At 64.3% G+C, this 22,701-nt stretch carries 26 protein-coding genes; 14 read left to right on the forward strand and 12 right to left on the reverse strand.

Annotated elements, in window-relative coordinates; genetic code table 11:
• Positions 1-98: 98 nt before the first annotated feature.
• Positions 99-971, forward strand: a complete 873-nt coding sequence (locus ACSFC5_RS05370) for a CPBP family glutamic-type intramembrane protease (RefSeq protein WP_440764213.1) — start codon at positions 99-101, stop codon at positions 969-971.
• Between the two features lie 133 nt (positions 972-1,104).
• On the opposite strand, the gene ACSFC5_RS05375 is transcribed toward ACSFC5_RS05370, so the two are convergent.
• Entirely contained in the window at positions 1,105-2,106 is a 1,002-nt protein-coding gene (locus ACSFC5_RS05375) for a cell division protein CdpA domain-containing protein (protein WP_440764214.1), read from the reverse strand.
• A 196-nt stretch (positions 2,107-2,302) separates the two neighbouring features.
• Here ACSFC5_RS05375 and ACSFC5_RS05380 point away from each other — a divergent pair, with 196 nt between their 5' ends.
• Both ACSFC5_RS05380 and ACSFC5_RS05385 read left to right on the forward strand, forming a co-directional pair.
• The gene (locus ACSFC5_RS05380) at positions 2,303-2,587 is read left to right on the forward strand and encodes a DUF5789 family protein (RefSeq protein ID WP_440764215.1); all 285 of its coding nucleotides are present in this window, start codon (positions 2,303-2,305) and stop codon (positions 2,585-2,587) included.
• Positions 2,588-2,593: 6 nt separating this feature from the next.
• Positions 2,594-3,292 (forward strand): CPBP family glutamic-type intramembrane protease, encoded by a 699-nt coding sequence (locus tag ACSFC5_RS05385; protein ID WP_440764216.1) that lies wholly within the window; start codon positions 2,594-2,596, stop codon positions 3,290-3,292.
• Between the two features lie 83 nt (positions 3,293-3,375).
• On the opposite strand, the gene ACSFC5_RS05390 is transcribed toward ACSFC5_RS05385, so the two are convergent.
• The 4 genes from ACSFC5_RS05390 to ACSFC5_RS05405 form a co-directional block, all read right to left on the reverse strand.
• Complete coding sequence (locus tag ACSFC5_RS05390; RefSeq protein WP_440764217.1) at positions 3,376-4,056, reverse strand: DUF7345 domain-containing protein; 681 nt, start codon at positions 4,054-4,056, stop codon at positions 3,376-3,378.
• Between the two features lie 20 nt (positions 4,057-4,076).
• The gene (locus tag ACSFC5_RS05395; protein ID WP_440764218.1) at positions 4,077-4,895 is read right to left on the reverse strand and encodes a putative sodium/potassium/calcium exchanger; all 819 of its coding nucleotides are present in this window, start codon (positions 4,893-4,895) and stop codon (positions 4,077-4,079) included.
• 295 nt (positions 4,896-5,190) lie between these two features.
• Positions 5,191-6,282 carry a helix-turn-helix transcriptional regulator gene (locus tag ACSFC5_RS05400; RefSeq protein ID WP_440764219.1) on the reverse strand — a complete coding sequence of 364 codons (1,092 nt, stop codon included), beginning with the start codon at positions 6,280-6,282 and terminating at the stop codon, positions 5,191-5,193.
• A 75-nt stretch (positions 6,283-6,357) separates the two neighbouring features.
• Positions 6,358-6,618, reverse strand: a complete 261-nt coding sequence (locus tag ACSFC5_RS05405) for a hypothetical protein (protein WP_440764220.1) — start codon at positions 6,616-6,618, stop codon at positions 6,358-6,360.
• Between the two features lie 186 nt (positions 6,619-6,804).
• Between ACSFC5_RS05405 and ACSFC5_RS05410 the strand changes: the two genes are divergently transcribed.
• A complete protein-coding gene (locus ACSFC5_RS05410; RefSeq protein WP_440764221.1) occupies positions 6,805-7,269 on the forward strand; it encodes a DUF302 domain-containing protein in 465 nt (154 codons plus the stop codon).
• A 241-nt stretch (positions 7,270-7,510) separates the two neighbouring features.
• A complete protein-coding gene (locus ACSFC5_RS05415; protein ID WP_440764222.1) occupies positions 7,511-8,623 on the forward strand; it encodes an AI-2E family transporter in 1,113 nt (370 codons plus the stop codon).
• Between the two features lie 80 nt (positions 8,624-8,703).
• Here the strand turns inward: ACSFC5_RS05415 and arcD are convergent, their stop codons facing one another.
• The 3 genes from arcD to nreA form a co-directional block, all read right to left on the reverse strand.
• Entirely contained in the window at positions 8,704-10,140 is a 1,437-nt protein-coding gene (gene arcD / locus ACSFC5_RS05420; RefSeq protein WP_440764223.1) for an arginine/ornithine antiporter ArcD, read from the reverse strand.
• 203 nt (positions 10,141-10,343) lie between these two features.
• Positions 10,344-10,532, reverse strand: a complete 189-nt coding sequence (locus ACSFC5_RS05425) for a hypothetical protein (protein ID WP_440764224.1) — start codon at positions 10,530-10,532, stop codon at positions 10,344-10,346.
• Positions 10,533-10,556: 24 nt separating this feature from the next.
• Positions 10,557-11,870, reverse strand: coding sequence for a DNA repair protein NreA (gene nreA / locus ACSFC5_RS05430; protein ID WP_440764225.1), 1,314 nt, complete (start codon positions 11,868-11,870; stop codon positions 10,557-10,559).
• Between the two features lie 136 nt (positions 11,871-12,006).
• Here nreA and ACSFC5_RS05435 point away from each other — a divergent pair, with 136 nt between their 5' ends.
• The 4 genes from ACSFC5_RS05435 to ACSFC5_RS05450 all read left to right on the forward strand — a co-directional run bounded on the left by ACSFC5_RS05435 (position 12,007) and on the right by ACSFC5_RS05450 (position 16,067).
• Positions 12,007-13,854 (forward strand): cation:proton antiporter domain-containing protein, encoded by a 1,848-nt coding sequence (locus tag ACSFC5_RS05435; protein ID WP_440764226.1) that lies wholly within the window; start codon positions 12,007-12,009, stop codon positions 13,852-13,854.
• Between the two features lie 235 nt (positions 13,855-14,089).
• Positions 14,090-14,269: an HVO_2753 family zinc finger protein gene (locus ACSFC5_RS05440; protein ID WP_006090569.1), complete on the forward strand. Its 180-nt coding sequence runs from the start codon at positions 14,090-14,092 to the stop codon at positions 14,267-14,269.
• A 7-nt stretch (positions 14,270-14,276) separates the two neighbouring features.
• Entirely contained in the window at positions 14,277-14,543 is a 267-nt protein-coding gene (locus ACSFC5_RS05445; RefSeq protein WP_440764227.1) for an elongation factor 1-beta, read from the forward strand.
• Between the two features lie 207 nt (positions 14,544-14,750).
• Positions 14,751-16,067 (forward strand): MFS transporter, encoded by a 1,317-nt coding sequence (locus ACSFC5_RS05450; protein WP_440764228.1) that lies wholly within the window; start codon positions 14,751-14,753, stop codon positions 16,065-16,067.
• Between the two features lie 112 nt (positions 16,068-16,179).
• On the opposite strand, the gene ACSFC5_RS05455 is transcribed toward ACSFC5_RS05450, so the two are convergent.
• Both ACSFC5_RS05455 and ACSFC5_RS05460 read right to left on the reverse strand, forming a co-directional pair.
• On the reverse strand, positions 16,180-16,620 hold the full coding sequence (locus ACSFC5_RS05455) for a hypothetical protein (protein WP_440764229.1): 441 nt from the start codon (positions 16,618-16,620) through the stop codon (positions 16,180-16,182).
• A gap of 85 nt (positions 16,621-16,705) precedes the next feature.
• Complete coding sequence (locus tag ACSFC5_RS05460; protein WP_440764230.1) at positions 16,706-17,395, reverse strand: MBL fold metallo-hydrolase; 690 nt, start codon at positions 17,393-17,395, stop codon at positions 16,706-16,708.
• A gap of 134 nt (positions 17,396-17,529) precedes the next feature.
• Here ACSFC5_RS05460 and ACSFC5_RS05465 point away from each other — a divergent pair, with 134 nt between their 5' ends.
• Positions 17,530-18,525 carry a hypothetical protein gene (locus tag ACSFC5_RS05465; RefSeq protein ID WP_440764231.1) on the forward strand — a complete coding sequence of 332 codons (996 nt, stop codon included), beginning with the start codon at positions 17,530-17,532 and terminating at the stop codon, positions 18,523-18,525.
• Positions 18,526-18,742: 217 nt separating this feature from the next.
• On the opposite strand, the gene ACSFC5_RS05470 is transcribed toward ACSFC5_RS05465, so the two are convergent.
• Both ACSFC5_RS05470 and ACSFC5_RS05475 read right to left on the reverse strand, forming a co-directional pair.
• Complete coding sequence (locus ACSFC5_RS05470) at positions 18,743-19,927, reverse strand: cystathionine gamma-synthase (RefSeq protein WP_440764232.1); 1,185 nt, start codon at positions 19,925-19,927, stop codon at positions 18,743-18,745.
• Positions 19,928-19,997: 70 nt separating this feature from the next.
• On the reverse strand, positions 19,998-20,408 hold the full coding sequence (locus tag ACSFC5_RS05475; protein WP_440764233.1) for a helix-turn-helix domain-containing protein: 411 nt from the start codon (positions 20,406-20,408) through the stop codon (positions 19,998-20,000).
• A gap of 118 nt (positions 20,409-20,526) precedes the next feature.
• On the opposite strand from ACSFC5_RS05475, the gene ACSFC5_RS05480 reads away from it, so the two are divergent.
• The 4 genes from ACSFC5_RS05480 (at position 20,527) to ACSFC5_RS05495 (ending at position 22,645) form a co-directional block, all read left to right on the forward strand.
• Positions 20,527-20,835 carry a 50S ribosomal protein L21e gene (locus ACSFC5_RS05480; RefSeq protein WP_440764234.1) on the forward strand — a complete coding sequence of 103 codons (309 nt, stop codon included), beginning with the start codon at positions 20,527-20,529 and terminating at the stop codon, positions 20,833-20,835.
• 6 nt (positions 20,836-20,841) lie between these two features.
• Complete coding sequence (locus ACSFC5_RS05485; RefSeq protein ID WP_440764235.1) at positions 20,842-21,198, forward strand: RNA polymerase Rpb4 family protein; 357 nt, start codon at positions 20,842-20,844, stop codon at positions 21,196-21,198.
• Between the two features lie 345 nt (positions 21,199-21,543).
• Positions 21,544-22,140 (forward strand): DUF655 domain-containing protein, encoded by a 597-nt coding sequence (locus ACSFC5_RS05490; protein ID WP_440764236.1) that lies wholly within the window; start codon positions 21,544-21,546, stop codon positions 22,138-22,140.
• A gap of 94 nt (positions 22,141-22,234) precedes the next feature.
• Entirely contained in the window at positions 22,235-22,645 is a 411-nt protein-coding gene (locus ACSFC5_RS05495; protein ID WP_440764237.1) for a GNAT family N-acetyltransferase, read from the forward strand.
• The last annotated feature ends 56 nt before the right edge of the window (positions 22,646-22,701 follow it).

Consider the following 22,701-nt stretch of genomic DNA (forward strand, 5'->3'; position numbering starts at 1 on the left):
CCTCTTGGGGACGCTCGCGAGGGTTGCGATACTCGAGACGGACCCACGTAACGCCGAGACGTAGCGCACGTTAACCGCGTGGGCGCAGTACGGAATATATGACCACCACGTCGCATCGGACGATCGGTAACACGACCGTCGCCGCCGGAAGCCCGTGGCTATTTTTCGCCGTCTCGGTGGGGGCGACCTGGCTGTTCTGGCTGTCGGCTATCGCCTTCGGATTCCGATTCGACAGCGCCGCGGGACTTCTGTTACTGCTGGCGGGACTCGCCGCACCCGGGGTTGCCGGGGTCGGGTTCGTCTACCTCGTCTACGGGGAGCGTGGCCGGGCGGATTTCTGGGCCCGGATCACGGAGGTTCGCCGAATCGGAATCCGATGGTTCGCCATTATTCTGTTACTTCCGGTCGCGGTGACGCTCGTCGCAGCGGCCGTCGATCTGCTGTTTAGCGGTTCAGGGCTCGTGTGGGGCGAGGGAGTGACCGAGTTCGGGACGAATCCGGCGGCGATTCTGCCGGCGCTTTTCTTCGCGACGCTCCCGCCGATCCTCGAGGAGTTGGGGTGGCGAGGCTACGCGTTAGACAGGCTGCAGCTGCACTGGTCCGCGCTCAGTGCCAGCCTGATTCTGGGCGTCGTCTGGTCGCTCTGGCATCTCCCGCTGTTCTTTATTCCGGGGTCGTTCCAGCACGATGTGGTCGGATTCGGGACGGTCGGATTCTGGCTGTTCACGATCGGAATCGTCGCGCTCTCGCCGGCATTCACGTGGGTGTACAACCACACCGCACGGAGCATCCTCGGTATCATCCTGTTGCACGGCTGGGTCAACTTCACCGCCGAAACGCTCGAGGTCGCGGATCCTGCCTACTACCTCCACTGGATACTGTTAGCTGTTATTCTCACGGTGGTCTGGGGGCCGAAGACCCTGACGAGAGACGACGACGTACCACACCCGCCGACCGATTCCGAGCGATAGCTCGGCGTTCAGCAGGATATTTCTAGCCCCGAATCGGGTGGTGGTTCGCGACCGTTACAGCCGCCATACGAGTTCGTAGTGGTCGGTTCGTCCACAAAGCAAAGGCCTCGAGTGCGAATCGGCGACCGGAAAATCAGTTGTTCGGCGTCCACTCCCGGCAGGCGTCCATGTCGTCCATCGCTTCGTCGTGGCGACCGCAGTACGGGACCATTCCCTCGGACGACCGAACGTACTCGAAGTGGCCACAGTTGCCGCAGTACTGGTCCGTCGGTTCGTTCGGCGTGGCCGGTTCCGAGCCGACGATTTCGGCGTCACGGCCGTCACCGGCGTCGAGCGGCGAGGAGAGATCCGACGTCGCCGTCCCGCCGTCGCTTGTCGGGGTACCGGCGGTCGGCGCTCGAGGACGCGCCGAGCCACTGGAACGGCCGGCGCCGGCGCCGGTTCCCGTCGTCGACCGCGATTTTGATTCAGAGACGGTCGAGGATTCGTCGTACGACAGTTGTGTGCCGTCGGATTCGGGCTCGTTCGTCTGCGTTTCGACGTCGCCGTCCGGCGTGCCGCCGAAAAAGCCGATGCCGCCGAGGCCGGTCGACTCGTTCGATTCGGTAACTTCGACGACGGTCTGGTTGTGTCGGGTGACGTTCATTTCGAGTGCGCCGCCGGGGTCGTTTCGAGTCTTGAAATTGACGACAGCGGTGAACAGGCTCCAGAGGGCTGTAAACAGACCGAGCAGGTAGATTGCGGAGACCCGGAGCGTGTGGTCGTCGCCGTAGGATCGCCAGTCGTGGGGGTACGCGCCCCAGAAGAGGACGACCCCGAGCAGGCACAGGCTTACGCTGATCGCCGCGGCGGCCTTGACCCGACGGCCGGCCGGAAGGACGATGAAGACGCCGACGAGTGCGGCTGGGACCCCGAGACCGGCGAGTACGCCGGCGACCCGGATGGACGCGTAGTGGGCGTCGATGGTCGGAGAGAGCGATGTGGCGAAGCCGCTCCAGAGGTCGGTCGTCGCCATGAGCACGGCCGCGACCGCCAAGACCGCGCCGACGAGGACGAGTGCCGTCCCCGCGTACAGACGCCGGGGGCTCGCCACCTCCCCTGCGCTCCCGTCGTAGGCCTCGGTCAGGCTTGTCATGCACGGGTGTTCGGACTCCCACCACAAAACGATACGTCAGACACGCGTCGTGCGATAGCGCGGTCACGCCTCGCCGAACTGACGGGGTCCCCACCGTTGTCAGGCCGAGCGACCGGCGAATCGAGCCCGAACCATCGACGCCGGCATCCCCTCCGGAAACGAAAGCTTGAATCGACGCGCTCGCAAACCCCCGTTCATGAGCGACGAGGACGACGAGGAGCCAGCCGTGACACTCGGAGAGTCGACCCCCGTCGAGGGTGCCCCCCTCGCCCGCGTCACGTCCCGGCTGGTCTGGCCCAAAGAGAAAAGCGAGATCGATCGACTCGAGGGTGACAGCGTCGTTCGGACGCCCGACGGGCCACGGGAACTGTCGACCATCCTCGAGAAAGTCGATGAGACGTACTTTCAGCGCCACCAGGAGTTCGAAGACCACGTTCGAGCGGTTATCGGCACCGGACCGATTCCGACGGCGGACGAGTAACTATCCGTGGCGACCGAGGGTGCCCGGAGCGGCGGTCGGTGGCTTCGCGACCAGTTCGATCGCCTCTCGTGGGTCCAGAAGTCGCTGCTAACCGGTGCGGTCTTGACGATTCTGTGGATGAACACGGTTCCGGGCGAACTCGAGCGACGGGTCTGGGTCGACGGATTCCTGCTGATCGGCGGCCCGCTCGCTCTGGGCCTCACGCACGGGAACCACATCGGCTGGAATATCGATCGTATCGCGGTCCGGAACGCGGTCCTGCTCTCGTTGTTCGTCCTCCCCTTCTACCTGATCGGTTCGACGCTGCCGACGATTCGGGAGTTCTATCCGATGTGGGAGACCTCGGCCGCGCTGGGCGAATTCCTGCCGCACGCGGTGCAGCTATTTATTCTGGCGCTAGCCGCCGAGACGTACTACCGCGGTCTGCTCTGCGTCGGCGTCAAGGAGATCGGGTTTAAAGCGGTGCTCATCAGCCCCGTCGTCTACATGATCCACCACGCCGGGAAACCGCCGATCGAGTTCCTGCTGTCGGGACCGACCGACATCCTCTTCGGGGCGGTAGACTACGAGTCGAACTCCATTCTCCCATCCGTGATCGCTCACGGTGCGGGTCTCGTCTTACTCGACTGGCTCGTGGTTCACGACCCGCTGTTCGATCCGACGACGGCGTTAACGTCTCTCGAGTGGCTCCCGATTCCGTTGTGACTCGAGTTCAAAACCGAAGGACATCCATCGCGGCCGATACCGGGACGGACGGCCCGAGCAGTGACCGACTGAGTAGCGACCGATCAGCGACGATTCGCGGCGAGTGAGGCGACGGTGATGCCGACGGCGACGAGCGCAACACCCCTGGTGAATCCGGGAGTGCCATCGCTCGCGTCGTCGCTCGCCGTCGCCGCTCCCGAAACCGTCAGCTCGAATCCGTCGAGATCGGTTTCGGCGTCCCACGTCGCCCGAGTCTCGTCTTGCGTCGTCGGCTCCGGCGTCGACGACTCGATCGTCGCCTCAGTTGGTGCGGTCACGACGAGTGGCCGATCGGCGTCGAACCCGCTTGCGAACGGTTCCGTGACGACGAGCGTGTCGTCTTCGACGGCCGCCAGTCCCTCCCAGGTTACGGAGAGCGTCACGATTCCGCGATCGTCGGAGACGGAAACGTCGGCCGATTCGGCAACCACCGTCATCTCACGCTCGACGTTGGTTTCCGCGTTTGTCGCAACTGAATCGAACCGATCGGCGGCCCGGTCCAGTAACTCATCCTGTGTTGAGTCGTCCTCCCGAAGCGTCTCGAACGCATCACGCTCGTCCGGGTCAGTGAGATCGTAAATCGAAACCAACGATACGGTGGCAGCTCCGTCCGCGTCGAGATCAACGTGAACCGCCGATTCCTCGGCGGACTCACTGCTGTTCGGACTCGACGCCGCGGCTGGCAGTGCGAACGCGCTCACGAGGAGCAGCGAAATGACGCTCACGGTAGCGAGTTCGCGCCGCGTCACTCGTCACCGCTGTAGTCGTCGGGTCCTTCCTGCTCGGTTTCCGAGTCGTCGCTACCGGATTCTGGATCGTCTGCTACGTCTGCGTCGTCAGCCGAATTGGATTCGTCCGCGTCGTCGCCAGCCGATCCGGCATCGGCGTCGCGATCAGGAGCGGTTTCAGTCTGCTTCGGGGCATCGTTGCCACGGTCCGTGCCCGGCGTGTCTATCGGGGCCCCTGGCTCACGGTCAGCGACGGGTGACTGGCCGACGCTGTCACCGGCGATCGACTGTGCGATCGCGGCGACCTCGTTACCGCCGAGTTCGGCAGCGTTAGTACGGAGCTCCGCAATCGCGCTCACGTTGATCCCTCGATCCTCGAGGACGGACTCGTTCAACTCGCTCGCGGTTGCGTTTGCATTCTCTGCGAGGCGTTCGACGGTCGCCGTTTCAGCGGCAATCGTCGCTATTTCGGCGCGGTACTGTCCTTCGCTGATCTCGCCGGACTCGCGGGCCTCTTCGAGTTCCTCGAGGCGCTCTTCATGTTCGGCGAATCGCTCTTCAGCGTCGGCGAACTGCTTCTCGACGACGTCCGCTCGCTCGTCCTCGGATTGTGCGTTCGCGAGTGCGATGCCGTAGGTTCGCTCCGAGAGCTCACCCTGAAGCTCCGCCTCCTGTACGCCGATGGCCCCGGTTAGCTGTTCGCCGGGGGCAATCGATTCGGTGTCGTCCTGGTTTTGTTCGTCTCCGTTCGCGAGGGCACCCGCCGCGCCGAGTGGCATCGCTGCCAACGCGACAACGAGTGCGACCGCCAGTGTGATCGTCGTTATTCGTCTCATGACATCCCATCGTATGTGCCATCCGGAGATATACACTCGAGTTGATTACTCCGGTTCAACGACCGTTTCCGACGTTTTCTCCCATTTTCGAACCGTTTCAGTCTGGCGATTTCTCGAGTTACACGCGCGAAGCGCGAACGCGTGTTCGACGGCGTCAATTCCCGCCGGGAATAGATTGCGACTGCTCCACTGTGTTTCTCAGATCGATGCGACAGCACCGACCGCTCACTGCCACCGACAAGCAAATCGCTGGAGTCCGATCGCTACCCGCTGACACCGTGCCGACGACGGTCGCTCACCCGTTTTGTATCGAGTCGGCTGCCGTATCTGAGGTCTCGTCGTCCGTCGGAAGCGACAGCACGTTCTCGCGTCCGAGACGGAACGATTCCAGCTTTCCCTCCTCGCGGAGGGTGCTCACGACCTTACTCGTTTTCGCGTCGGTCCACTCCAGTTCCTCGACGACGGTCTGCTGTTTCATTCGCCCGTCGTACTCCTCGAGCAGACGGAGAACCTGTTCTTCGTTGCTGAGCAGGTCATCCCGCGGATCGGGCGTGGCGTCGGTCCCCGCGGCTGCCGTCCGGGAATCGGCCTCGCTCGCTTCCCCAGCGGCCGGTGACGTGGGTGCGTCGGTGGATTCGCTCGCGGTGGACGAACGAGTTCGGTACCACCAGATCCCACCGGCACCGATGGCGACGACGACCGCGGCTGCACCGATGGCTATCGTTGCGAGGCCGAGTCCACCGGCGGAGACGGCGACGCGGGGCTCCCCGGAGACGAAGTCGGTCTCGCTTCCGTGCCAGATGACGGTCCGGTCACGTTGGTCGTCCGGGTCGGGGTCGGCCGAGACGAGTTCGTACTCCTCGGGCCACCCGATCGACAACCGCGTTTCGTCGTCGAGGTACAGTCCCTCGATCGCGTCGCCCGCGTGGAGTTCGTCACCGTCGGTGGCGGCGAACCCGGTCCAGCGGAACGAGTACCGAACGACGCCGTACTCGGAGCCGAGCGACTGTCGGCTGGTTTCGACGGCGAACTCGTCGACCGTCATCTCTCGCTCCGTCGCGGCGGTCGCCGTCGAAACGGTGTTCTCGATACGTTCTGCGAACCGTTCCGTATATGGCTCCGGATCGTTGTCGATGTCGTCCCTAATGGATTCGAAGGCTTCCGTACTCTCTTGGTCGTCGAGGCGAACCCAGAACTCGACGGTCCACTCCGCGCTCCCATCTGATTGCAGCGAAATATCGAGACGCGTCTCGTCGGCGTCGATCTCTTCGGGCTCTCCGAGTGCACCGGCGGAATCGCTACCGCTCGATTGTGCGGTCGCAATCGGGGCGGCCACGACGGTCCCGACACAGACGAGCAGGACCAGCAGACCGACGCCTCGATTCATACGCGACCCTGCTACTACGGCCGCTTAAAATAATCGGACTCTGTGAACACCTGTCAGGTATTCTCGCCTATTTTCTTATACCCCGGCCGGTGGAGCACCGCTAACACCGGGGACGATACGTTGGACGGCCTCACTCAGCGCGGTGAGAACGCCACTGACAAAGTCGCTAATCGCGCCGAGGAGATCGGACACGAAGTCGGGAACCGGTCCCGGTAGGTCGACCGGCGGGCCGTCACCGTCGGCTGCCGCCCCATTGTTCGGCTGTGCTGTTACTGTCGCCGTCGCTCCGAAGAGGACGACGAGGGCAATCACGAGGGCGAGTAGGTATCGATTCATCACGGCAGTTCGAAGGACTGTCACCGATATCAACCAGTCAGTTCGTTACCTCGGTTTGTGCCGATTTTTTGGCGGGTTGCATCCGGTTTTCCGCCAGTTGCCTCGAAATGAGGGGATCGGCGTCGCATCCGACCTCGAATAGCGGGCCGACCACACGTATTTGAGCCGCGACGGCGAAGGGTGGGTATGTCACTGCCAATCGATCCCGCCACGATCGATCCCGAAGATTTCGGCGAGAAACAGGCCGTCCTCGAGATGGACCACGAGGAAGCGATCGAGCACGTTCGCGAGGTCTGTGAGGACGTCGGCTTCGGTATCCCCGTCGAATTTTCACCCTCGAAACTGCTAAACGAGAAGGTCGACGCCGACAGAGACCCCTACTACGTGCTCGGGGCCTGCAATCCATCCATCGCCGATCAGGCGCTCGACGAGACGCTGAAGATCGGGGGGTTCTTTCCCTGCAACATGATCGTCTGGCAGGAGGAGCCGGGTCGCCAGCGGGTCTACCACCTCTCGATCATGAAGGTCGCCCGACTGCTCGGCACGGCCCCGGACAACGAGGCGTGGGACGACATCATCGATACCACCGGAAACCTCACCGAAGAAGCCTTCGAGCGGTTCGATTCGGTCGATACCGACGTCACCGACTGACGCCGCGAGCGGCTGTCGACCCGGTCGACACCGATGTCACTGATTGACGGCACCGACTATTGCCGACTCGACCGACGACCGCACTGCCGATCTCTTCTCCCCACCGAACGACTCGAATCCGACGAGGACGACGAACGCCGTCGAGGACGTGCTCGAGCCCTCGAGCCATCACATTCGGAATTTCGAGATCGTTCGCGCCCCAAATGTCAATCTTTACGTATTGTTCGGCTCACTGGACAGTATGGACGTTCGAACCGCGTTTTTCGCCCTCCTGCTCGTCGCTCTCGGCGTGATCTGCGCCCTCCTGGTCGCCCCGCTGTTGCAGTACGTGCTGGCTGCGGGTCTCCTCGCGTTCGTGCTCTACCCGGCCCACGAGCGACTCGAGAGGCGAATCGGCGCCCGGCCCTCGGCGCTCTCGCTCACCGCGTTCGCAATCGCTGTCGCCGTCGTCCCGCTGATCTACCTTTCGATCGTCGTGCTCCAGACCGTGTTTTCGTTTCTCGACGAGTTCGACGAACTCGCCGCCGTCGAGGAACTCAGGAGCGTCGCCCTCGAACTCGGCATCGAGGCGGCGGTGCTCGACGAACTCGAGGCCGAACTCATCGCTGAGATCGAGGGCTCGCTCTCCGGCTCCGTCGAACTCGTCTTACAGGAGCTGATCGGGCTCCTGAACGCGAGCATTCGAATGAGTTTCGGATTGCTCGTGCTCGTGTTCCTCCTGTACTATCTGCTGGTCGACGGCGACCAGTTCGTCGCCTGGGTCAGCGACATCGCGCCGCTCGAGGACAACATTCGCGACGAACTGTTCGACGAAATTGAGGTCGTCACCTGGGCGGTGATCTACAGTCACGTCCTCGTTGCCCTCGTCGAGGGCCTGCTGGGTGGACTGGGCTTTTACTTGCTCGGCGTCCCGAACGTGGCGTTCTGGACCGTCGTCATGATCGTCGTCTCGTTCCTACCGGCGGTCGGCGTCTGGCTGGTCTGGGGTCCCGCCGTCGTCTACCTCGCGATCACGGCCGATCCGCTTACAGCGGCTGTAATGCTCCTGTACGGCATCGCCGTCCTCTCGATCGTCGACAACTACCTGCGGGCGATCTTCGTCGACCGCGGCTCGGGACTGCACCCGGCGGTAGTCCTCGTCGGGGTTATCGGCGGGATCTACCTGCTCGGAATCATGGGACTGTTCCTCGGCCCGGTTCTGCTCGCCGTGTTCAAAGCCGGACTCAACGTCTTCAACAGGGTGACCTTCGGGGAAGAGGAACAATCGTCCACAACCGATCTCGAGGCCAGCCAGGGGCCGGCGACGGCGGCCGGCACGAAGCAACGGCCGGCGGAGTCGGATAGTGCGGATTAACGCAGTGGCCGTGAGATCAACTCGCCACGGATCGCTTGCGAGCCGCCGAGAGTCAGCGAGGCGGCGATCGAAACCGGTAATCAGTCGGCCGTCTGTGGCCGTTCGGATCGGTACGTCGTCGGGATAGTGAATCCGGTCGCAGCCATCGCGAACAGCACGAGCGGCGAGAGGATTCCGAACAGGTAGTACGGCGCGTACGACAGCGTCGGCACGCCGGTCGCGGAGGCCATGAAGACGCCGCCAGCGTGCCACGGGATGAGCGCGCCGGTCGGCGTGCCGGCGGCCTCGACGGCCCGGGAGAGCTCCTCGCTATCGAGCGAGAACTCCTCGTAGAGGTTACGCAGCGTCATCCCGGGCAGGACGATGCTCATGTACTGCTGGGCGGTGAGCGCGTTGATCGCCATCGCCGAGATGCCGGTGCCGGCGATCAGACTGCCGGAACTGGTGACGCCCTGAGAGAGGCGGTGAGCGAATACCGCGAGGACGCCGGTCTTCTCGAGGAGGCCGCCGAGTACGAGCGCGGCGACGACGACGGTGATCGTCCAGGCCGAGCCGGTGAGTCCGCCGGTCGCGAGGAGGTTGTCGACCAGTTCCGAGCCCGTTCCGGGTTCGGTGCCGTTCAGGAAGACTTCCCACGCGGGGACGAAGCCGGTTCCCTGGAGAAGTATCGACGTGAAGACGCCGGCGATGGTCCCCACAACGAGCGTCGGGAGGGCGGGATAGCCGCGAAGCGCGAGGACAAAGGTGACGACGAGTGGCAGGAAGGCCAGCACCGAGACGTTGTACGTTCCGGCGAGGGCGGACTGGATCTCGCCGACGCTGCCGGCCGAGACGGCGCCGCTAGCCTGGAGGCCGAGCACGGCGAAGACCGCGACCGCGATGCCGAACGCGACGGCCGTTCCGGTTCGCATCCGGTGGATGTGGTCGTACAGCGGCGTGTTCGTCACGCCGGCCGCGAGGTTCGTCGTATCGGACAGCGGCGACTGTTTGTCGCCGGCGTAGGCGCCCGAGATGACCGCACCGACGGTCATCGGCCCGGGAACGCCGAGGCCGGCGCCGATGCCCACGAACGCGACGCCGAGGGTCCCCACCGTCGTCCACGAGGAGCCGATCGCGAACGCGACGACGGCGGCCAGGACGGCCGCAGCGGGGAGGAACACCGCCGGCGTCAGCAACTCGAGGCCGTAGTACATCATCGCCGGAATCGTCCCGGCGTCGACCCAGGTCGCGATGAGCGCGTAGATGGTGAAGATGATCAAGATTGCCTGAAGCCCCATCAGGAGTCCGTTCGAGATCCCGTCGTAGAGGTCGTCCCACGTGTAGCCGAGGTAGTGACCGAAGGCACCCGTAAATACGATACTCCAGAGCAGCGGGACGTGCGGGTCGAGGCCGAGTACCGCAGACCCCACGCCGAGAAAGGCGACGACCGCGAACACCGGGACGAGCGCGAGCCTGAACGAGGGCCGTCGCTCCGGATCGAGTTCGTCGATCGTCGTCGGAGTGAAATCCAGTGACATCGGCCGAGATATGCAATCGGGGAATAAAAGAGACACGTCTTATTATCCATAATTATTCATCGAAGGATCGAGGACGCTCCTTCCGGTCGACTGAAACCATCGACGACCAGTCGGGCGACCCGCTCGGGGAGAAGCGTAACCGAACCGCTCGAGGCGAGGCCTGACTGAACCGCTCGAGGACGATCTTGCCGGCCGCGGAGACGCTATCTGGACCCGTCGTCCCGCATCGACCCCTCGTCGGCGTCGAGGTCCTCGAGGTAGCGTTCGCCGTCGTACTGCACGTACGCTGAGAAGACTGCGATGACGGCGACGACGAACAGCGGGACTCCTACGAGGAGGACGAGTATCCCTATCACGGTGAGGAGTTCAGTGCTGACGAGTGCGAGAGACATACCGAACGGAGGGGCGCGAGCGAGTTAGGGACTCGGATTCCCGCCGCTCGAGAAGGCGCTGAGGTTCGCTTGCAGTCCCGCCGCAAGTTCGGATTTTCGCCGGAGTCGGGCGTAGGAGACCGGCAACCGCGTCGCGACCTCCGCGACGGCCTCGTGAAAGGTCTCGGCCTCGCCGTATTCGCCCTCGAAGGCATTCCGCACGCTCTCGCGGACCTGCCAGACGCCGACTGGGGCCCAGTAGTCGTCGCTCACTTCCCGGAGGACCAGACACTTCGCCTGGCGGCCGATCGACTCGAGGTACTCTAGGACCCCCAGTCGGGCGGCGTAGTAGGCTCCGGCGGTCTCCTCGACGTAGCTCGAGCGCCCGTCGTACCCCTCGGACGCGCTCTGAAGCCAGACGTCGTCGTTCGGGTTTGGGTTCCAGATGCTGCCGGGCGCTTTCATCTCGACGAGTTCGAACTCCCAGTTGCCCGGCGCGAGGACGATCCAATAGCGGTTCCCGACGTACTCGTTGGCCCAAACTTGGACCTCGTCGATGCTGGGTTCGGTGCGGATGCCGCCGCGCAGGTACTGGCCGATCGTATCGTCGACGGCGGTGATCGACCAGCGCGTGGGGACGAGGCGACGCTGTTTCGTCTCGCCGAGCGCGCCCGCCGAGAGGATCGAGTTGATCTCGTAAACGTCGAAGCCGCGCCGATAGAGGTAGGTCATCGCGCCCTGTGCCTGCCAGTCGTCGTCCTCGAGAGTCTTTTTGACCTGTTTGGGGACGTAGGGGTTCTCGCGCAGTTCCGCGTTGCGGGCGTTAGCACGGGGACCGCGGGGCGTCGCGACGTCCGTCCCCGCGTCGAGACCGAGATCCGGTTTCGCGTCCAGTCCGATCTCGAGATCGACCGGTTTCCCGGCGATGGCAACTTCGCGCTGGACGCCCACGAACCCGTCCCAGGTGTCGTGGACGGAGGGAGCCAGTCGGCTCGCGATGCTCGGCGAGTCGACGTTCGCGCGCTTGCTGGAGTTCAACAGCCCCGTGCGTCGCTGGAGCACGTCGGGGATGTCGTACCCCTGCTGGTACCAGTTGCCGTCGGTGACGTACTCCTCGGCCGCGTCCTCGTCGCCGACCGGCGAGAGGAGTCCGACGGGGATATCGGGGTAGTTCGACCGGCCGACGAAGATCGATGGCGCCGTCGACCCCACGAGGGAGTCGCCGCTGAGCGCGCTGTCGAACCGCTGCTCGAACTCCTCCAAGTGGTCCGTGATCGCGTAGGACTTCTCCTTCGCGAGGCGCCGTCGCTCGGCCTCCTCGTCGGGCTCGAGGTCCTCGATGTAGTCGTCGAGGCGCATTCGGTAACGTGTAGGAAGGGACCGGGTTTGAATGTTGAGTTGCGAGCCGACGGGCGGCCGTCCCGAATCGGACCGTTTCAGGGTCCGAAATAGGCCGAGGCGTTATGTATTGCTCCGTGGTACTCTTCTCTACACCGTGGATCTCCTGTCTGTCGTGATCGCGATCCTCGCACTCGGCGTCGGTGCGCAGGTGCTCGCCAAACGCCTCCAGGTCCCCAGCGTGCTCTTTCTCATCGTCATCGGCGTTATCGTCGGCCCGGAAGGGTTCGGATTCGTCACCATCGAAACGTTCGGCGACGGACTCTCGACCGTCGTCGGCGTCAGCGTCGCCATTATCATCTTCGACGGCGCCTTTCACCTCCGGCGCGAAAAACTCGAGCAGGCCCCACAGGCCGTGATCCGGCTGATGACGATCGGCGCGGCGCTGACGTTCGTCGGAACGGCGCTCGCGGTCCGCTTCTTTCTCGGCACCGAGTGGGACATCGCCTTTCTGATCGGCGCGCTGTTGATAGCGACCGGCCCGACGGTGATCACCCCGCTGCTCGAGGTGCTCACGCTCCGGGAACACGTCGGCACCGCCCTCGAGGCCGAGGGGATCTTCAACGACGTCACCGCGGCCGTGCTCGCGATCGTCATCTTCGAGGTCCTCGTCGTCGGGGATTCGCCGGAGCTGATTCCGCCGGCGTTCCTCCAGCGGCTGGCGGCGGGGATCGGTATCGGGATCGTCGTCGCGCTGATCGTTCGAACGATTCTCGTCCATGCCACGACGCCGGCGGGGAACGCGCCGCAGCTGGCGCGGTTGGTGACGCTCGTCGGCGCGCTCGTTGCGTTCGGTCTCGCCGAGTCGGTGTTCCCCGAAACCGGCGTGGCCGCGGCCGCGACCGCCGGCTTCGTCCTCGGTAACGTCGACCTCCCCCACCGAGAGGAGATCCTGCAGTTCAACCGCGACCTCACGCTGATCGTGCTCTCGTTCGTCTTCATCTCGCTCGCGGCGCTGATCGACTTCGACTCGTTGATCGGGCTCGGAACGGGTGGTATCGCCGTCGTCGTCGCGGTCACGCTGTTCATCCGCCCGATCCTCGTCGCCCTTTCGGCGACCGACCGACAGTTCAGCCGCGACGAGCAACTGTTCCTCTCGTTCGTCGGTCCCCGGGGGATTATTCCGGCGTCGGTGGCGACGCTGTTCGCCATCGAACTCGAGGCCGCGGGCCAGTTCGAGGCCGCCCAGACGCTCGCGGGCACCATCTTTCTCGTCATCTTCATCACAGTCGTCCTGCAGGCGGGGCTCGCCCGCCAGATCGCGGAGTACTTTCAGGTCATTCCAATGCGCACTATCATCGTCGGCGGTGGCCGGGTCGGCCGGTCGCTCGCCACACGACTGGAGAATCGCGGAGAAAACGTCGTCCTGATCGACGAGAACCCGGACATCGTCGAGGATCTCCGGCGGGACGGATTCACCGCCCACGAGGGTGACGGCACCGACGACGAAACGCTGCGAGAGGCCGGCATCGAGGACGCGAAGATCACCGTCGCGACGACGGCGGACGACGACACGAACCTGCTGGTCTGTCAGCTCGCCCGGACGAAATACGACGTCAAGACCGTCGTCGCGCGGGTCAACACGCCCGGAAACGTCGACGCCTTCGAGACGCTCGACGTCCGGGCCATCGACGTCTCGAGCGCGACCGCGTGGTCGCTCGACAATCAGATCGAACGACCCGCCCTCGCCCAGTGGATGACCCAGATCGGGGAGGGCCACGACGCCCAGGAGATCTCGGTCACTGCCAGCGACCTCGGCGGGTCGACCATCGCCGAACTGGACGCCGAGATCCCCGACGGCTGTATCGTCGCCGTCATCGCGCGCGAGGGCGAGACGTCCGTCCCGAGCGCGAACACGGTGCTCGAGGAGGGAGACAAAGTGACGTTTCTCGGACGCGAGGATGCGGTGAAAGCAGCCGTCCGGCGGTTTCATCCGCACGACTGACGGCTGCAGTTCGACCGCAGAATGTCAGAGGCAGAGGTCCGGTCTGGCGTTCACCCACCGAACCTCATCCTTCTCTTTCGGCTGGAATATAAAGTACCCAGCCGGGTGTTTTCTGGCTCAGAAAACGCTGGGGCGTTCCGTCCCATACCACTCGTCAACACGCACCGCGGGCAGCGTACCGGTCTCGAGCCCCCAAAAGACAACCGTTAAAAACGGCGGGCGGGAAGGAAGGGGTATGAGTACGACGGACGACAAGCAGACCCGATCCTGCGTCTCCTGCGGGATCAACATCGCGGGCACGAACGCCGCCGCGTTCAAGTGTCCCGACTGTGGCGCCCAGATCTACCGCTGTGCCAAGTGCCGCAAGCAGAGCAACCTCTACGAGTGCCCCGACTGCGGATTCACCGGCCCGTAAGATAGCCATGGGAAAAGTAGCTGCCAAAATCAAGGTCATGCCGGACAGCCCAGAGATCGACCTGGACGCGCTCCAGGAGCGCCTCGAGAGCGCCCTCCCTGAGGGTGCGAAGATCAATGGCGTCGAACGCGAAGACGTCGCGTTCGGGCTCATCGCCCTCTATCCCACCGTGATCGTCCCCGACGGCTCGGGCGGGACGGAGACCGTCGAGGAGAACTTCTCGGAAGTCGAGGGCGTCGAAAGCGTCGGCGTCGAGAACGTCGGCCGTATCTGATCCGGTTTTCGGCCGCATTCTTCAGCAACCACAAACTCCCGAGGAGCCGTCGGCATCGCGCCGTTCGTTGCTTTAGCATGACTCGTGGGTCGCCGTAGCGTGACTCGAGGTCGGTCGTCGCCGCGGTGTTTCGGTCTCGAATCACGCTCCGCCAGCCGCGCGAGTATCTCGCAATTCTTACCACCCCGCCTGAGAAACAGTGTCGACGTGAACGTCCTGTCGGATCCGACGAAACGCCGATGGCTCGCGTGGGGTGCGCTGGTGATCGTCTTCCTGCTCGTCAATCTCCACCGGCTGTCGACGGCCGTACTGTCGGAACGGCTGACCGCCGATTTCGGGACGACGGCGGCACAGCTCGGGACGCTGCACGCCTCGTTCTTCCTCATCTATGCGGCGATCCAGATTCCCACGGGCGTCCTCGCCGACCGACTCGGCCCGCGGTACGTCGGTTCGATCGGGGCCGTCGTCCTGAGCGCCGGGGCCGTCGGCTTCGCGCTCAGCGGGAGCTATCTCGCGGCGTTCGGCTCGCGCGCGCTTATCGGTCTCGGCAGCGGCGTCATCTTCGTCTCGATTTTGCGATTCTGTGCGAACTGGTACCGCGCCGACGAGTTCGCGACGATGACCGGGTTGACCGGCAGCGTGGCCGGTCTCGGCGCGATCCTCGCGACGACGCCGCTCGCGGTTACCGTTGGGCTGTTCGGCTGGCGGGAGACGATGCTCGGCCTCGCGACCGTCGGCTTCGTTGCGGCCGGAGCCGTCTACGTCCTCGCGCGCCAGTCGCCGGCCGACGCCGGACTGGAGCCGATCGAGGGCGTCCCCGAACAGCCGTCGGTCTCGCTCGAGGAGATCGGCGGCCACCTGCGGACGCTCGTGCGAGACGTCGACCAGTGGCTGCTCTCGATCGTGTTCTTCGCGGGCAACGGCGCGATGCTGACGCTGGTGGGGATGTGGGGCGTGCCGTACATCGTCGTGGTCTACGACCTGAACGTCACGACGGCGTCGTACTTCACGCTCCTCGCGTCGATCGGCGTGCTGTTCGGTCCGACGACCATCGGCTGGCTCTCCGACAGACAGGGCCAGCGGCTGCTGCCGATGACGGTCGGGATCGGGCTGTTTGCGGTCGCGCTCGCCGCGGTTCCCGTCTTCGGCCGACCGCCGCTCGCGGTCATCGCCGTCTCCTATCTGGCGTGTGGCTTCCTGTTTGGGGCCGCGATGCTCTCGCTGTCGGTCGTCAAAGAACGGTATCCGGCCGGCGCCAGCGGCGTCGCGACGGCGACCGTGAACACGGCGGGCTTCGTCGGCGGGACGATCCTCCCGACGGTGATGGGGATGGCCCTCGACGCCTATCAGACCGGCGAGACCGTCGGCGGCACCGTCGCCTACACGGAGTTTGGCTACCGGATCGCCTTCGGCATTCTCGCCGGCACCGTCGCGATCGGTTTCCTGTGTTCGTGCTGGCTGCTCGTCCGGGATCGTAGGGCGAGAACGTCGCCGCCGAGCCAGACGGTCTCGAGTTCGGACTAGCGGTATCACGGTCGGTCGAGCGGTTCGATTCGGCCGTTGCACCTCGACTCGAGCGGCCAGCGAAAAGAGTTTGCTGGAGCCGACCTCGTCGGGTCGGCCCGACTGACGGACGCTACGGCTGCTTTTCGCGATCCGCGCCGAGACCGGCGCTGGAGATGATCTCCGCACCCTTCGGCGAGAGGTCGACGGTGACGTCGCCGGGGACGGCCTTGCTGATCTCGTCGACGTTGCCCGCGAGCACGGTCAAGATGTCGTCAGGGTTCGCGTAAAGCAGCATGTTGCCGTCCTGTCCCTCCGCGACGAGTTGCGTGTCGTTCAGGACGATTTGGTTGCTCTGGATCGTCGCCGCGACGACCGGTAGCGCCTCGGGTTTCCCCTGCTCAGTGTCCTTAACTTTCCGGATGTGGACGTCTTCGAGGTCGAGGACGTCCTTGTACTCTTGAATCACTTCGGCACACGCGACCATATCCTGAAGCAGCGCCGACTTGTGGTGCCCGCCGTGTCCGTCGTCGCCGTCGAGACAGTGCTGGCAGACGCGAAGTTCGATTCGCATTGTACGAGCGTTCTCGCTCGAGCCCGATGAGAATTCCGTTTCGGGGACTGCGACCCGATAGCTGGATGGGGCGGACCCGGAGCACTCAGTCCCGGTGGGTCTCGGCGATCTCTCCAATCGCCTCGGAACCGCAGTCGACGTAACCGCCGTGGAAGCAGACGACGTGTTCGATACCGAGGGCTGCCAGGTCGGCGACCGACTCGAGCGCGCGGTCCATATCCGGCGTGAACTCGGGCTTCGGACCGCTTACTGGTTCGTTCCCGTCCGCGACGAGCGCGTCACCGGCGAGCAGCAGGCCGCCTTCGGGGAAGTGCAACGAGACGTGTCCCGGCGAGTGGCCGGGGGTATCGACGACGTCCATCGGCCCCGCGAGCGTCGGGATTCGGACGCCGTCGGAGAGTTCCAGATCGACGACCGCTGGCGGATACCGATCGCCGTCGCCCTTGATCGGATCCCGTTCGCCCGTCACGTACGGCGCTTCCTTCCGGTGTGTTGCGACGACCGCGTCGACGTGCTCGAGCAGGTCCGCAAGCCCGCCGGCGTGATCGCCGTCGTGGTGGGTCAGAAGGACGAGCCAGACGTCCTCGAGTTCGTATCCCAGCGATCGGAGGTGCGTTCGAACGGCGTCGACCGTCCCCGCCGGACCGACGTCGATCAGGACCAGTCCGCGCTCGGTCTCGACGGCCGTCGGGGTGATCGTCAGCTCTCGGCCGCCGTAGTCAACTGTCATCGGAAGCGTGTGAACGCCCGCGTCGCGATCTTCGTTCGTTCCCATGCGTGAGATGTTCACCGCCAGAACGAAAGAGTTGCCCGTCGGTCACTGGAATCTCTCTCGCCCGAATATCTTCTGTGCACCCAATACCGAACCAATGAGAACTTATAAATTTAATACGTTATATTGAGTTAGTAATGAAAAATACTGCAGGCTTTCCTCCACTCGAGGTCGAGACGGACCCGTTCGCCGAGGCCGACTCGCGGCCGCTCCCGAAAACCGTTCGGCCGATAGCCGACGCCTACGACGAGCGCATCGCGGACCGAGATCGATCACTCTGGCGCTGGTTTTACCGAGCGACGGCGGAATTCGGCCTCTCCTGTGTCGATACGGATCACGTCCGGCGAACTCGCAGCGCGAAGGTCCTCGCCACGATGTTCATCACCGTCGTCGACGACGTCGCCGAACGATACGGCGACCGCGCGACGCTCGCAGAACTGTTGAAAGTTCCCTTCGAGCACCAGCACGCCGATCCGACTCGAGCGAGCGTCGCGGGCGAGTACGTCCGATTTCAGCAGGAGGTCTGGGCGGCGTTGCGAGCCCTGTACGACGATGGTCCGCGGGCCGGAGAGTTCGCGGCACTGTTCCGGTTCGATCTCCGGCAGGCGCTCCAGTCGGTCGACTACTCCGCGCTGTTGGCCCAGCATCCCGGACTCGCCTCCGAGCGAGAGCTCTGGACGTACGACGCGCACAACATGATGGTGCTCTGCTTCGCGGATATCGATCTCGCGCACTCGTCGTCGTTCGATTCGGCCGACCTCGCCGCGGTCCGAGAGGTCGTCACGCGGGCCCAGCGGATGGCTCGGGTCGGCAACTGGATCGCGACCTGGGAGCGCGAACTCGCCGAGGGCGACTACAGTTCGGGCGTCGTCGTCCGCGCGCTCGAGTCCGGCGTCGTCTCGACCGACGAACTGCGGGCACTCGAGGCGCGACCGACGGGCGACGCCGTCGAACCGATCGTCGCGGCGATTCGCGAGTCCGATATCGAGGGCTCGTTCGTCGATCGCTGGCGCCGCGAGTACGACGACGCGGCGCGGTTCGTCGACGCGGTCGAGAGCGTCGACCTCCGGACGTATCTCGAGGGGTTCGAGACGATCTTTCGGGCGCAACTGGCGAACCGCCCGTCGAACTGATCGGGTCGCACACCGCGACTGTTGGGACGGGCGTGACACTGTGGGTCCGCGAGCGGTCGAACGGATACGACCTCGTGAGACGCTGTACGAATGAGCGAGCGAATCGGACGCGGGGACGGAGAAATCGCTGCCAGCAATTGGAAACCACGCTCGAGTCCGTCTGATTCGCCGCTCGTCGATCGACGGAACGGAGATCCTCGCTACGCGGTCGATCCGATCAGTGAAGCGCCGACTCGATCGCCCCGTCGAGGTCGGCGATCAGGTCGTCGACGTGTTCGATGCCGACGCTCACGCGAATCAGGCCGTCGGTGAGTCCGGCCGCGATGCGCTCCTCGCGGGGGATCGCCGCGTGGGTCATCGGCGCGGGCTGTTCGATCAGGCTCTCGACGCCGCCGAGGCTCTCCGCGAGCGTAAAGATCTCGGTGTTCGAGACGACCTCGCTTGCCTCCTCGAGACTCGCGTCGAGTTCGAAACTCAGCATGCCGCCGAAGTCGTCCATCTGTTCGGCGGCGATCTCGTGGCCGGGGTGGGACTCGAGGCCGGGATAGTAGACGCGGTCGACGTCGGGGTGGTCCTCGAGCCACGCCGCGATCGCACGGGCGTTCTCGCAGTGACGGTCCATGCGGACGGGCAGCGTCTTGGTGCCCCGAAGGACGAGAAAGGATTCGAAGGGGCCGGGCGTCGCCCCGACCGAGTTCTGGTAGAAGCCCAGTCGCTCGTCCAGGGCCTCGTCGTTCGTCAACAAGGCCCCGCCGACGACGTCCGAGTGGCCGCCGAGGTACTTCGTCAGGGAGTGTGAGACGATGTCGGCGCCGAGATCCAGCGGCCGCTGGAGGTACGGCGTCGCGAACGTGTTGTCGATCGCACACAGCGCGTCGTGTGCGTGGGCGATCTCGGACGCGCCCGCGATGTCGACGATCGACATGAGCGGGTTGGTCGGCGTCTCGAGCCACAGCAGTTCCGTATTCTCCTGAAACGCGCCCTCGATCTCGTCGAGGTCGGTCATATCGACGAACGTGAACTCGATATCGTACTCCTCGTACACCTGCGTGAAGATGCGGTGAGTGCCGCCGTAGACGTCGGTGCCCGTGACGACGTGGTCGCCGGCCGAAAGGAGGTTGAGGACGGTGTTGATCGAGGCCATGCCGCTGGCGAACGCGCGGCCGTAGTCGGCGTTCTCGAGGCTCGCGAGGTTCGCTTCGAGATCCGTTCGGGTAGGGTTCCCCGTTCGAGAGTACTCGTAGCCCCGGTGCTCGCCGGGCGCGTCCTGCTCGTAGGTCGAGTTGGCGTGGATCGGCGTCATCAACGCGCCCGTCTCCTCGTCGGGGTCCTGTCCGGCGTGGATCGAACGGGTCTCGAGTCGGTACTGCTCGTCGCCGTCGCCGCCGTCGCGATCGTCCATACCGGGCCCAACGGACTGCAGTGGGGTTACTCTTGCTTTCGGCGTCGATCGGAACGGGTCCTCGAGACTTCTATAGTTGCTGGGACGTCGTCGACTCGGAGAGCGGTTCCGAGACGACGTGTTCGACGAGTTTCGCCTCGGTCTTCCGGAGGTGTTCGCCGACCGTGCCGCCGGCGATGCCGACCTCGCGGCCGATTTCCTCGTAGGTCGTCTCCCGCGGCGAGGCGAAGTAGCCGAGATCGATCGCCGTCCGAAACAGCCGACGCTGTTGTGCGGTTAGCGTCGCGAGGAAGACGGTTTCGTCGGGTTCGAACGCCTGTTTCGTCTCGAGTACGACCTCGACGCTGTCGGGGACGACGACCATCGCCCGCTGAAAGGACGGCTCCGTCGCGAGGTAGGTCACCCGTAGATCCCCGTCGCGGACGTACGTCATCGGCGGCTCGAGTCGGACGCCGATGCGATCGGCAGCGTGGCTGACCACCAGGTAATCCCGCGAACTACACGAACGACGTAGCCGTAAGCGAGCGAGGAGCCCCGATAAAAGGGAGGCGGAAGACGTGTGTTTTATAACCATCACCGCTCAAGAGGGCCGTACGACTATGCCACACTCTAATGGCCCTCGTCAGGGAACCCGTCGGAAGCTTGCGAACAAACCTCGAGACCGCGGTACGTCGCCACCACAGCGAGCGATTCAGGAGTACGAGACCGGAGAGAAAGTCCACCTGAAGATCGACCCGAGCGTTCCGAACGGACGCTATCACCCGCGCTTCGACGGTCAGACCGGCGAAGTCGTCGGCAAACAGGGCGACGCCTTCAAGGTGCAGATCAGCGACCGCGGCAAGGAGAAAACGCTGATCGTCACCGCGGCACACATGCGCGCACAGAATCAGGACAAGAACCGAATCTGAGACAGGATGACGATCTTCAAAGAGATCGTCGACGAGGAGTTCCTGACGATCTCGGAGACGAAGGAGCTGCTCGCCGACATCGAAGCCGAACGCGCGCTGGACGAAGAGCGTGAGCTGCGCTACGAACTCGCGCGAGCGATCGAACACGTCAACCGATTCACCGTCTTAGAGCCGGAGGAGGCGCAAAACCTCGTCGACGACCTGCAGGAACTCGAGAAGGTCGACGAACCGACGGCGTACAAAATCGCGAACCTCCTGCCGCGTAACCGGGACGAACTTCGCTCGGTGTACGCCCAGCAGCGCTACTCGCTTTCGGGCGACGAACTCGACGAGATTCTCAACGTCCTCGCGCAGTACGTCTGATACTGTCTGTTGGAAGTCATTTCCGGTGGGACCGCGAACCGTCCTGCGATCCCACCGATACATCGGTACAGCAAACCGTATGAGCCGGCGCCGTTCAGGGCGTACGTTTTCTGGCGAGGACGGTTCGTTACGACCCGAGCAGTCGCATCTGGACTCGTCGTCGATAATCGGACCCACCGCCGATCGGTTCGGCCGTCGCGTCCACGAGTCGCCAACCGAATCGATCACGCCCTTCGACTCGACGGCCGTCGCCAGGCACATCGTGGCTTCTGGCTGGCCACGGCGGTTCCCGTCCCACGATGGCGGGCCGACTCTTTAAGTACGCCCTCGACGTATCCAAAACCAATGAGCGAAGCCGACAGCGACGGGACGGATATCCGCCGCGCAGTCGTGTTGGACTATCTCGCACACGGGCTCTCGAACGACGGCCGGCCGCAGTACGAGAAGTCACCAGCAGGATACGCCCTCGGGATCGACGATTTCCAGCTCTACCAGGTCGCCTTCGACGAGGAGGAGCGACTCACGATCGGGAGCGAAGTCGTCGTCGAACCACCCGGTGAACGCGAGATCGTGACCGAAGCCCACCGGGTCGACTACGCGGACCTCTCCTCGGGTGCTCAGTCGGAACTCGAGTACGTTGTCGCCGACCTCGTCGAGGAGGACGAACAGCGATTCGTCGACTTCTACAACGACGCCCAGCCGATTACGCTGCGGCTCCACCAGCTTAATCTCCTGCCGGGGATCGGGAAGAAACTCCGCAACGGGATTCTCGACGAACGCAAGCGCAAGCCCTTCGAGAGCTTCGAGGAGCTTTCGGAACGCGTCTCCGGGCTCCACGACCCCGACGAGGTGTTAGTCGAGCGGATTCTCGAGGAACTCCGCGACGACGATCTCAAATACCAGACGTTCGTCGGCCGGCGCGAACAGGAACAAAATCAGTAGGTCGACCGAGCGCCGGCTCGAGGACGGTCGCCACGCGTTGCGCAATAACTGTTGGATCCTACACACTGTAGTGGATACGCCGACAGGGGTCCGTATGGAGATTCGCGAGGTAGTCGGCGAGACGGAGCGCCGCGAGGCCGTTCCGATCGTTCGCCAGCTGTGGAGCGACGCCGAGGCGAGCGACGTACTCGAGTGGACCGGCGAGGACGAGTACCACCTGTTCGGTGGGTTCGCCGACGGTGACCTCGTCGGCGTCGCGGGCGTCCGCCTCGAGGACGTCCTCCACCACGCGCGACACGCGTGGCTCTACGACCTCGTCGTCGACGAACCACACCGAGGCGACGGGTACGGAACCGAACTCGTGCGGTTCGTCGAGGAGTGGGCGACCGAGCGGGACTGCGAGTACGTCGCGTTGGCGTCGCCGCTGGCGAAAACGGGCGTCCACGAGTACTACGACGGGCTGGGTTTCGAGCGGTGGGGGTACGTCCTCGAGACGGAGCTCTGAGGGGGTGCTGTAGAGAACCCACCCTCTCTAGCAGATAGACTGCACGAGTCGATGTA

The organism is Natronorubrum marinum (assembly GCF_052040125.1).
Classification (GTDB): domain Archaea; phylum Halobacteriota; class Halobacteria; order Halobacteriales; family Natrialbaceae; genus Natronorubrum.